Below are 10,743 nucleotides of genomic sequence, written 5' to 3' on the forward strand. Positions count from 1 at the left end.
CCCGTTGCGGGTCGTGGGACAGAGACTTGAACGCTGCTATCGAGATTTTGAAGCGTGGACTCAGGTCCCCCCGTATACGGGGGGATATAGGGGGGCGGTGGGACTGCCGCTCTCTGGCTGTGGAGGATCCTGGTTTACCAGTCCGTTGAAGCAGCAACTCCGAGAAGTGATTCTCGGAAGCTCCCGTCTACAGCCCGTCAGGGCTTAGCGGGAGAAGATGTCACTTCACCAGCCCTTCCCCACCGGGGTGTTGGTTGGGGTAGTCCCCCGCCGGGAACTTTTCGCCAGGGTGATAGGGTGTGGCCCAGAGGTGGTGGGCCAAATACCCCGCCCGTCGATACAGCCAGGAGTCGGGGTGGGCCAGGAGCTGGACATTTTCTCCTGGGATCAACTTGTAGGCCACCGGCTGCCCCAGGCGATTGTGGCGGTTGGGGTTGACAATCTTCCAGTAGCGCCCCCGCAAGGGATCCACCGTTTGCTTAGCTTCCTGCTCGGTTTTGAGCAGGGTGGAGCGGGCGCGGAAGGCGTTTCCGTAGGGGTTATCCGGCCCCGGCGGCAGCGGCTCGGCATGCACTTCGTAGAGGGAGTTGCCCGGCCCATCCACCGCCATGTCCAGGCGAACGGTGAAAAAGTGCTGGTGGTTGAGACCAGAGAGCTGCGGCGCCACCAAGACGCCAAATTCCGGCTCCTCCCCCGGCAGGGTGGCGCAGGTGTTGATAATGCCGGTGAGCTTGGCCTCGAACTCCAGGGTGCCATCCTGGTAAAAGTACCAGAAAAAGCCGTAGTCGTAGTTGCCGATGGTGGTAAAGAAAGAGAGCACCAGCCGCCGCGAGCGCCGCACCTGGGCTCGCTCCGTGCGCCAGTCGGTGTGCTTCCAGAGCACGCCGAAGTCTTCTTCGTGCATGCAGATGGCGTTTTTGAGGAGCATGGGCTCGCCGCTGTTGCTGGGCAGCCAGGCATCGAAGTAGTAGATCTCCCCCAGGCAGTCGCAGCCCAGGCGCAGGGAATTGGCCTGCATGCCGATGCCGTATTCCCCCACGTCAAAGGCGTTCTTGCGGCAGTGGGGATCCCGCGGATCCCCGTAGGGCACCACCATCTCGGCTACCGAGGCGCGGTAGAGAATGGGGCGAAGGCGGCCTTGATCCTCGTAGCTCACCTGGTGGAGGACGAGCCCCTCTCGCGGGTTAAAGCTGATGCGCAGATCCCACTTCTGCCAGCGGATGTGGTGCCCCTCCACCTGGAAGCTCACCCCTTGGGGCTGAGTGATTTCTAGCGGCTTCAAGTCTTGGCGAAAATCTTTGAAAAACAGCTCGTCGAAGTTACCGGACTCCGGCGGCAAGGGCCACAGACCCCGATCCTCCACCTTGACAACTTGCATGCGGTTGAGGTCAATCCAGGGGTAGAGCCCCTCGATGGGGCGGGCATAGCCGTTGTCGCAAGGGGAAGTACGTAGGAAACAAAAGCCTCGCACCAGCCGCCGCCCTTCTTCTTCCGGGATCCCGAAGTAGCCCACCGTCCAGTAGTCCACCATCACCAAATCCACATCGGCAATCCCCCGCCGCTGCAGAGCCGCCAAAAATTGGGGATCCTCTTTGAGCAGGCGGTCGCAGGCGTACACCTCATCGTCGAGCAGAGGGGGCTGCACGCCCGGAACGAGCTGCCAAGAGCGCACCTGCTGTGTTGACAGAGAGACCACGGCTTCGTAGGTGTTGCCACTGGCCGGATCCAACAGCACCACGAAAGCCTGCCGATCCCACGGCTGCCCCGGCTGCCACGCTTCCATCCAAGGCCGCTCCGGCTCTTGTAGCTGGATGGTCACAAAGCGCCCCTGAGAACTGAGGAGCCGTTGCCGGCGCAGGATCTGCACCACTTGCCGCATCTCCTCAGCACTGAGGGGATCCAAGGGGTGGCCTTGGGGCAATGAAGCCTGGCCAAGCAAAGCAGATTCACTCGACTGGCTATGTCGATCCAAACTGGGAGAAACTTCACAAACCACAGCAATAACCTTGAATTCTTCGGTTGGAAAATGATTGAGTTGAGCTAGGAAAAAATAGGGAGAAGTCTGCTGAGAAAGGTCAAAGGGATCCCTTCGCTCGCCATGCCGCGGGCCAGCCCATCAACCCAACTCAGAGAATCCAGAAAACCTAACAGCAGGCTAAACAGACTATCCTGTTGCCATCGCCAACATCGGGCAACTTTGCAAGAGATACCCGGGGAAAGGAAAACTTAAGCCAAAGCCCAAGGAAGTGAAGACAACCTCGGCCCTGCTAATTGTCCAGATCTAGCAATCTTCTGTTTCCCCGTCCGCTAACCAAATGAAGAGGGCAACGGCACCTTGAGAAGCCGCGCCAGGGCGAACAGGAAACCGTCAACCCATCGGGAAAATCTGAATACAGGTCTTACTACAGATAAACCCAAACTCGAGAGCAGGAGAAGTTTTCTGTGATTAAACGTCAGGCTTAGCGTTGCATAGAACAGCATAAAAAAGAAGAAACGCTTCACGCAGGCTAAGGGCAGGATCACACCGAGAAAGCTCAACGCAACGTCAACTCTCGCAAGAGCGCAAAGACATCTCGAAGCCTGCCCTGACCCTACCTGCCAGGGGGATCCCACCACTTGGGATCCGAAATGCAACTGACGATACTATAGCAGAGGCACCCCCCTTTCCCACAAGCCCGGCCCAAAGCCTCCCGGTCGCATCAGCAGGGTGTGACCCTAGGCCTTCTCCCCGTGAAGTTGAAGTCCAGCTCAAGTTGAAGGTTTGGTGTCGGAGAACACATATCTAAGAGTTACCCTGGAGCCATGCTTAAGGTTAGGAATTTCTAACAGTTCGAATAGTAGGATCTCCCAGGTTCTCTGAAAATCGTCCACAATGAGGCAGGGCTCATAGAATCTGGTGAGGGAGATGGCTTCAACTCGATACCGCCTGGTGCCGGTGCGGCCAGGAGACGGCAGCTTTTATCCAGAGCATCTCTATTTGGCCTTAGAAGCCACCCAACTGGGCTATTGGCAACTGGATTTGCGCACCTGGAAGTTGAGTGCCTCTCCCCAATGCAAGGCCAAATACGGGCTGGATCCCGGCCAAGATTTCACCCTGGAAGTGTTTTTGCAGCACGTTCACCCGGAAGATCGCCAAAGGGTGAAAGAAGCTTTGCAGACGGCTGGGCCCAGGGCGGTAGAGGGGGATCCCAACTTTTCGGTGGAATATCGGGTTTACCAGGCCGACGGCCAGATGCGCTGGCAGCTTTCCCAGGGGATTGTGCTCTTGGGGCAGAAAGGGGATCCCGGCCAGGTTGTCGGGGTGACCCTGGATATCAGCGAGCGCAAGCAATTAGAGATCACCTTGGCCGAGCGAGAGCGCCACTATCGCCAGCTCCTGGAAGCCCTGCCCGACATGCTGCTTCGTCTGGATCGCCAGGGCCGCTGTCTGGAGTTCAAGCCGCCCAGCCATTTTTCTGTCCCCCATCCCCCTGCCTACTACCTGGGCAAAACTCCTGAAGAGCTGTTTCCTGATACCGGTTGCACCGGTGGGGCGGAACCCATAGCCCAAGCCATTCGCGAGCATCTGGAGCTGGCCTTGGCAACCCGGCAAGCTCAAGAGATCGAATACCCCTGCCCAGAGGGATCCCCTCAGCCCCAATATCGCCAGGCCCGCATCGTTCCCTTTGGGGAAGATCAAGTCCTGATGATCATTAGAAACATCACCCCTCGTAAGCAAGCCGAGCTGAAGCTGCAGCGGCAATTGCAGCGAGAAAGGCTGTTCAGCCAGCTCATTCAGGCCATCAACGCCTCGCTCGACTTGCCCACCCTGTTTGATGTGGCAGTCCGGGAAGTGAGGGCAGTGTTACAGGCAGCACGGGTTACCCTTTACCAGTACCTGCCGGCTGAGGCTGTATGGTTAGGTGTTGCCAGCTACGTCCAATCGCCTGATCTGCCCACTGCCCTTCACCTGCACATCCCGGATAGTCCAGACATTGTGGCCATCCAATACTTGAAGCAGCTGCAAGTTTTTCATGCGCCGGATCCCGAGCAAGTTTTGGATCCCTTTGCCATTTATGAGAAGCGAGAATACCACCTGGGCCCTTGGCTGGTGATCCCAGTGGCTTGCCAGGGAAAAGTGTGGGGTGCCCTGTCCCTGCGGCGCCTGACCTCAGATCCGGATTGGCAAACCGACGAGATCGAGCTGGCCAAGGCCATTGGGGATCACCTGGCGGTGGCCATTCAGCGGTCAGAACTTTATCAAAAGCTGCAGCAGACCAATGCCGAATTGGATTACCAAGTACGGGTGCGCAATGCAGAGCTCGAACAAGCTTACAACGACGAAGCGCTACTCCAGCTCATCACCGAAGAAATTCGCTCCACTTTGGACGAACAAAAAATCTTGGAAACGGTAGCCCGAGAACTGGCCCTCAGCTTGAACCTATCCAATTGCGCCATTGCCCTGTATGACCCAGAGCGGCAGGTCAGCGTTTTGGCGGTGGACTATTTGGCCGGAGAAGGGATCCGGCGCTTCCCCCTGGAGGTTTCGTTTGCGGATTTCGCCCATGTGCTTCGTCAGCTCCGGCGCGGACAGCTTTGCCACTTCAGCAATCTCCATCACCCCTGCTGGCCCAACCACGACCGCTACACCCTGATCATCGCTCCCATTTGCGACAAAAGGGATCTGACAGCTCAACACGAGGAACTGCTTGTTTTGGGAGATATTTGTGGATCCCGTCCACCGGGGCAGATATTTACCGAGCGGGAACAACAGCTCATCCAACGGGTAGCCGGCCAATGTGCCATCGCCATTCGCCAAGCACGTCTTTATCAGACAATTCAGCGCCAGGTGCAGCAGTTGCAGGAGCTCAACCAACTCAAGGATGAGTTTCTGCACATGGTCTCCCATGAAATGCGCACGCCTCTCACCAACATGAAGCTGGCCATTGGGCTTTTATCCAAAGCCAACCTAACCGAGCGGGAAAGGCGCTACTTTCAAATTTTGGAGATGCAGACCAACCGCGAGCTGGAGTTAATCAACGACTTATTGGAATTGCAAGCCCTCCAATCCGGAAACAAAGTCCTCAGACTTACCTGTTTATCTCCCCAGGAATGGATCCCCAATCTTTGCGAGCCCTTCCGGCTGCGGGCTGCGCAGCAAGGCCAACAGTTCCAGGTGGAATGGGATCCCGACCTTTTGCCCCTCTGCACGGATGAGAGCCTGTTGTCGCGGGTGGTGGGCGAACTTTTGAACAACGCCTGCAAGTACACGCCGGCTGGGGAAAGCATCTGTTTGCGCTTTAGCCAGAGCCATCAACAGGGCCGTCCCGGCTGGCTGATCGAGGTGGGCAATACAGGGGTGGAAATTCCTCCAGAGGCGCTGCCCCGCTTGTTTGAGAAGTTTTACCGTATCCCGCAGTTGGATCGCCGCAAGGCCGGGGGAACGGGCCTGGGCCTGGCGTTGGCCAAAAAGGCTATGGAGATCTTGGAGGGATCCCTGACGGTGGCAAGTCACTCTGGCCAAGTCATCTTTCGAGTGTGGTGCCCCTCTCAAAGTCGAACGCCACAAGCCGGGATCCCAGGCGAATCCACCTAGCGCCTTGCGCAGGACTCGAACCTGCAACCATCGACTTAGAAGGTCGGTGCTCTATCCATTGAGCTAGCAAGGCAAGCTGCAGAGCCATTATATCCTTGGAGGAGTTTCCTCTCTGAGGTCGGCTACGCGGCTTAACCCGCTCTCTTAATGCCCCCCAAGGAGCTTCGTTTGGGGATCCCAGTCGCTAAAGTTATCATGACAAGGTCTTGGTTTGGAGAACCGGGATCTCGATGTCATCGCCTCGCGATCCTAGCTCAGTCGAGGAAAAGAAGGCTGCTCGCGGCTGGGGGTCGGAAAACCCTCCCGGCCTGGAATCTCTCTCTCCGCCAGCCAGGCGCCTGTTGCGCCTCTACCATGGCGGCAGCTTCCTCTTTCTGGGCCTGTTGTGGCTGCTGGTCGGGATCCCCAGCCTTTGGGCGCTGCGGGCAGATATTGTTCGCCTGTGGAACCATTTCACCTGGACAGGCCTGCGCTATGCCCTATTTTACCGGCCCGGCTGGCCCACCTTTGGTTTGCTGCTTTGCGTCAGCTTCACGCTGGGGATCTTGATCGCCCAAAGCCGCTACGAGCTGTTTGGGCTCTATCCTATTGAGCGCTTGATGCTGGAGCGCCAGTCCCGCTGGATTTTGTCTTTGCCCGCCTGGCATCCGCTGCGGCGCTGGCTGGCGCGCACTTAAATGCGCGGAATTTCCCACCGTATAGACGGTGGGAAGGGATAGAGCATAATGAGTTTTCGTCTGTAAACTACCCGGCTCCGACCGCCCCCCCTTCCCCCCCAACCCCCCGTATACGGGGGGCAGGGGGGCGGGGGGATAGGGGGGGTTCCTGCGGTTTCTAGCTGAAAATCTGGAGGTGTTCCGTCCAGGGATCCTCATCCTTGGCCGGGAGGGCAATACGGCAGAGCTAGTGTTCGATGGTCGGGATCGCCGCTTCCCTGGCGGGGTTGCTGGCCGAGGTTCTCCGCGAGCAGCAGGTGCTTTAGGCGTTCGCTCGGCCCGGATCCCTTCAGCGCCGTCTGGAGCAGTGACGTAGCAACCAACTGGCAGCGGCCCGATCGCCTTCATCCCAGGCCAGTCGCTCCACGGCCACCATCACCATCGAGGTAATCACAGCCTCGCTCAGGTGGCGGGAACGCAAGCGCTGCACGGCTGAGGTGGCGGCCTCTAGGTCGCGTCTGCGGATTGCACGCAGCAGCTCATCGGACATAGACAAGGCCAACTCGCCCCACTACCTTTCTACCGCAGGAGCCAGAACCTCCCCTTCTCCTTCACCTTCTTGTCAGATAACGCAAAAGTTTGTCTGGCTTCCCCAAAATCTCTTAAAGAACATCGGCGAAATTGTTGGAGAAATCGTTACACTTTCTTCGTCTCTGGCGTACACTACCCGGCTCCGACCGCCCCCCTTCCCCCCCAACCCCCCGTATACGGGGGGCAGGGGGGCGGGGGGATCTAGGGAGGTACAGGGCGGGGCTCCTGCGCTTTCTAGCTGATCATCTGCCATAATTACAAGAGCGGGATGTAGCGCAGCTTGGTAGCGCATCTGCTTTGGGAGCAGAGGGCCGCAGGTTCAAATCCTGTCATCCCGATGGGGCCGGTAGGGGAAGCGCTAGGGGTCTCCGGGCGCTCGGCCAAACTGGTGGCAGGAACCTCAGCAGGCCAGATCCCATCCCAGGCAAGCTTGCATCACCTGGCCCAAGAGGTATAGGGATCCACAGATAACCGCGGGCGGCTCGTCGAGGTCAGCCGGCTGCTGCAGTTGGGCTTGTAAAGCGGCAAGATCCGGCAGCGCCTGGACAGAGCGAAGATGGGGCTGCAAGATCTGGGCCAGGTGGGCCAGTTCTTGCGGATGGGTTCCGGCGTGGCCGAAGAGGGGCAGGGCGAAGAAGCGATCCCCCGGCCGCAGCAGGGTGGCGAGCATGCCCTTGACGTCTTTGGTGGTGAGAATGCCCATATACCAGGTGAGGGGGCCGGGCTGGTGCTCATCTAGGTAGCGGCGCAGCGCCTGGGCGGCGGGCAAGTTGTGGGCCCCATCCAGCAGCAGCTGGCGGGAGCCAATTTGCACCCACTGTAGGCGACCCGGCCAACGGGTGAGGGCAAATCCTTTCTCGACAGCGACATCTGGGATCCGCCAACCCTGTTCCTGCAGGGTCTCCACAACGGCCAGAGCTACCGCCCCATTGATCAGTTGCACCTCACCGGCAAGAGGCAGGGTAAGCACCTGATCCCGCCAGCAGACAGTCTGAGGACCGGCCCAGTGCAGGGGCTCCACCACCCGCAGGGGGCTGCCCGTCTGCTCGGCTCTAGCCCGGATCACGGCCATCACCTCAGGGGGTTGGGGCGCGCACACAGTCGGGATCCCCGGCTTGAGAATGCCGGCTTTTTCAAAGGCAATTTGCGCCAGGCTGTTGCCCAGACGCTGCCAATGATCCCAGCCGATGGAGGTAATGGCGGTCACTACCGGCTCGATGCCGGCGTTGGTGGCATCCAGCCGCCCCCCCAGCCCCACTTCCATCACGGCAATGTCCACCTTCTGCTGCCGAAAGTACAGCCAGGCAGCGGCGGTAATGGCCTCGAACTGGGTGGGGGAAGCCTCGCCTGGAGCGTAGGTCTGCAGGCAATCTCGCACTTGGGCCAACACCCGGCTCCAGTCGCCTGGCGAAATGTACTCGCCGCTCAGCCAGATCCGCTCCCGCCAATTGACCAGGTGGGGAGAGGTGTAGCGACCGACGCGATAGCCCGCCGCCCACAGCGCGTGGCTGACCCAGGCGCAGACGGATCCCTTGCCGTTGGTGCCGGCCACGTGGATGGCTGGGATCCCGGCTTGGGGCTGGCCCAGGCGCTGCAGCAAAACCTGCATGCGATCCAGGCTGAGGTCGACGCCAAAGTGGCCTAGCGACTCCAGAAACCCCGGCCAATCCCAGGTTGAGATCCCACCCGTCGGCGGCAAGTGATTCGGACTCAAGCGTTCACCTCAACTCAAGATATCCCCACCAACCCCAGCAAAGAGATTGCCCTCCCCTCTGCTCAGGCCGGTTGCGCACTTCCCCAGTGGCGGCAGAAGCCGTCAAAGGTTCACCACAAAAGCATCGCGAATACCCGGCTGCTTCAACACCTCTTCGATGATCCCATCTGGCAGAGGATCGTCGAGGCTGAGCACCATCACCGCATCGCCGCGGATGATCTTGCGCCCCACCTGCATGCTGGCGATATTGACGTTGTAGGCCCCCAGCAGGGTGCCGATGCGGCCGATGATCCCCGGCATATCCCGGTGCAGGGTCATCAGCATGTTGGCGGAGGGGGGCACATTCACCGGGAACTCGTCGATCTGGGTGATGCGCACCTCCCGCTCCCCGATCAGCGCCCCCGAAACAGAACGCACCCCGTTGGGGCCGTGGGCAATCAACCTCAGGGATCCGGAGTAATCCTTCAAAGAGGGATCTCGCGTCTCCACCACGCGAATGCCTCGTTCCTTGGCCTCGATGGAAGCATTGACGTAGTTGACGCGCTCCCGCAGAGCCAGCGTCAAAAGCCCCTTGAGCGCGGCGATGACGATCGGCTGGCCATCTTTTTCCGCAAGGGATCCCTGGAGGCGGATCTCCAACTGGCTCACCCGATCCCCCGCCAACTGGCCCACTAAGTTGCCCAAAGTTTCCGCCAAGTCCAGGTAGGGCTTGAGGCTTTGCAGCACCTCCGCCTGCAGGCCAGGGATGTTCACGGCAGAACGGGCAGGCAGCCCCAACAACACATCGCGGATCTGCTCGGCTACGTCGATGGCTACGTTGACCTGCGCCTCCTCGGTAGAGGCCCCCAGGTGAGGTGTCAGCAGGATCTCCTTGCCCAAGGAAAGGAGAGGTGAGTCTTTGCTGAGGGGCTCGTCGGCAAAGACGTCCAGGGCCGCCCCCGCAATTTGGCCGGACTTGAGAGCTTCATAAAGGGCTTGCTCGTCCACCAAGCCGCCGCGGGCACAGTTGATCAGGCGGGCGGTCGGCTTCATCATGCGGAAGGTCTCAGCGTTGAACAGGTTAGTAGTCTCAGGGGTCTTGGGGACATGCAGGGTGATGTAGTCTGACTCCTGCACCAAGGTTTTGAAATCCACTAGGCGCACCCCCAGTTGCTCCGCCCGCTCCATCGAAAGGTAGGGATCGTAGGCCAAAAGCCGCATCCCCATCGCCTTGGCAATCTGGGCCACATGGGATCCAATGCGACCCAATCCCACAATCCCCAGCGTTTTTTTGTAGACTTCTACCCCGACAAACTCCTGCCGCTTCCATTGGCCCGCTTTCAGAGAGGCATTGGCATCGGCGATGTGGCGGGAGAGGGCCATCATCAGAGCGATGGCGTGCTCGGCGGCAGCAATCGTATTGCCCTCAGGGGAGTTGACCACCAGGATCCCAGCTTTGGTGGCGGCAGCCACGTCGATGTTGTCCACGCCCACCCCCGCCCGACCGATGATTTTCAAGTTCGTCCCCGCCTCGATCACCTCGCGGGTGACCCGCGTGCCGGAGCGCACCATGATGGCGTCGTAGTTGGGAATGACCGCGATCAACTGCTCCGGCGTAAGGTCGGTTTGCACATCCACCTGGGCCACTTGGGAGAGGATGTCGATCCCCGCCTGATCGATGGGATCCGTGACGATAACTCTGGGCATAAGCGACGATAGCCTAATCGGATGTAGGGCAACAGAAGCAGAAGAGCCAATACTGCAAGCTAGGCTGGATCCCAGCCACCCTGTTGACCCAACCTCAGCCGGCACCCTTTAATCTACCGCGAAAGTCCGCCGGCACGCGCAAGACCCGCAGCTCCCAAAGAGCAAAAGTCCCAGTCTCCTGAGCTCCGGCGGAGATGGGGCGCTCACGGGCGGGATCCCACAAGAGCCAGGTACTTGCCGTCAATTAAAAAGATGCCATTGGCAAACTGCACACTGTAGGTGCCCAACAGCCGCCGCTGCAAGATCACCCCTTGTTCGTGCAGCCGAATCAAATGGGCGGGGCGCAACATCGGCATCGGGTCAGCCGTTTTCAAGTAAGGCGGCATCTCTACCACCTCAACCCTCGCCCCCACCGGCAGCAAATCTTGAGCTTCAGACATGACCCCACAAGCATCGACGCTACACAACAAAAGGATAGCTTGGTAGCCCCGCACTTGAGTGCGCGCCGGAAAAGCCCGCTA

At 59.5% G+C, this 10,743-nt stretch carries 7 protein-coding genes and 2 tRNA genes; 3 read left to right on the forward strand and 6 right to left on the reverse strand.

The window, feature by feature from the left end:
• Positions 1 to 220: 220 nt before the first annotated feature.
• Complete coding sequence (locus NW855_RS04575; protein WP_414508407.1) at positions 221 to 1,996, reverse strand: primary-amine oxidase; 1,776 nt, start codon at positions 1,994 to 1,996, stop codon at positions 221 to 223.
• A 909-nt stretch (positions 1,997 to 2,905) separates the two neighbouring features.
• Between NW855_RS04575 and NW855_RS04580 the strand changes: the two genes are divergently transcribed.
• Positions 2,906 to 5,575, forward strand: a complete 2,670-nt coding sequence (locus NW855_RS04580; protein WP_414508408.1) for a GAF domain-containing protein — start codon at positions 2,906 to 2,908, stop codon at positions 5,573 to 5,575.
• On the opposite strand, the gene NW855_RS04585 is transcribed toward NW855_RS04580, so the two are convergent.
• Positions 5,576 to 5,648, reverse strand: a tRNA-Arg gene (locus NW855_RS04585). It abuts the gene before it with no gap.
• 157 nt (positions 5,649 to 5,805) lie between these two features.
• Here NW855_RS04585 and NW855_RS04590 point away from each other — a divergent pair.
• Entirely contained in the window at positions 5,806 to 6,252 is a 447-nt protein-coding gene (locus tag NW855_RS04590; RefSeq protein WP_011430201.1) for a hypothetical protein, read from the forward strand.
• A gap of 328 nt (positions 6,253 to 6,580) precedes the next feature.
• Here NW855_RS04590 and NW855_RS04595 read toward each other — a convergent pair whose 3' ends face one another.
• Positions 6,581 to 6,781, reverse strand: a complete 201-nt coding sequence (locus tag NW855_RS04595) for a hypothetical protein (protein ID WP_041438291.1) — start codon at positions 6,779 to 6,781, stop codon at positions 6,581 to 6,583.
• Between the two features lie 305 nt (positions 6,782 to 7,086).
• Here NW855_RS04595 and NW855_RS04600 point away from each other — a divergent pair.
• Positions 7,087 to 7,160, forward strand: a tRNA-Pro gene (locus tag NW855_RS04600).
• A gap of 62 nt (positions 7,161 to 7,222) precedes the next feature.
• Here the strand turns inward: NW855_RS04600 and NW855_RS04605 are convergent.
• The 3 genes from NW855_RS04605 to NW855_RS04615 all read right to left on the reverse strand — a co-directional run bounded on the left by NW855_RS04605 (position 7,223) and on the right by NW855_RS04615 (position 10,662).
• Entirely contained in the window at positions 7,223 to 8,536 is a 1,314-nt protein-coding gene (locus NW855_RS04605; RefSeq protein WP_240527673.1) for a bifunctional folylpolyglutamate synthase/dihydrofolate synthase, read from the reverse strand.
• Between the two features lie 102 nt (positions 8,537 to 8,638).
• A complete protein-coding gene (serA, locus tag NW855_RS04610) occupies positions 8,639 to 10,222 on the reverse strand; it encodes a phosphoglycerate dehydrogenase (RefSeq protein ID WP_414402893.1) in 1,584 nt (527 codons plus the stop codon).
• A gap of 203 nt (positions 10,223 to 10,425) precedes the next feature.
• The gene (locus NW855_RS04615) at positions 10,426 to 10,662 is read right to left on the reverse strand and encodes a DUF3148 domain-containing protein (protein ID WP_041438293.1); all 237 of its coding nucleotides are present in this window, start codon (positions 10,660 to 10,662) and stop codon (positions 10,426 to 10,428) included.
• Between the last annotated feature and the right edge of the window lie 81 nt (positions 10,663 to 10,743).

It is taken from the genome of Synechococcus sp. RC10B2, from assembly GCF_047502635.1.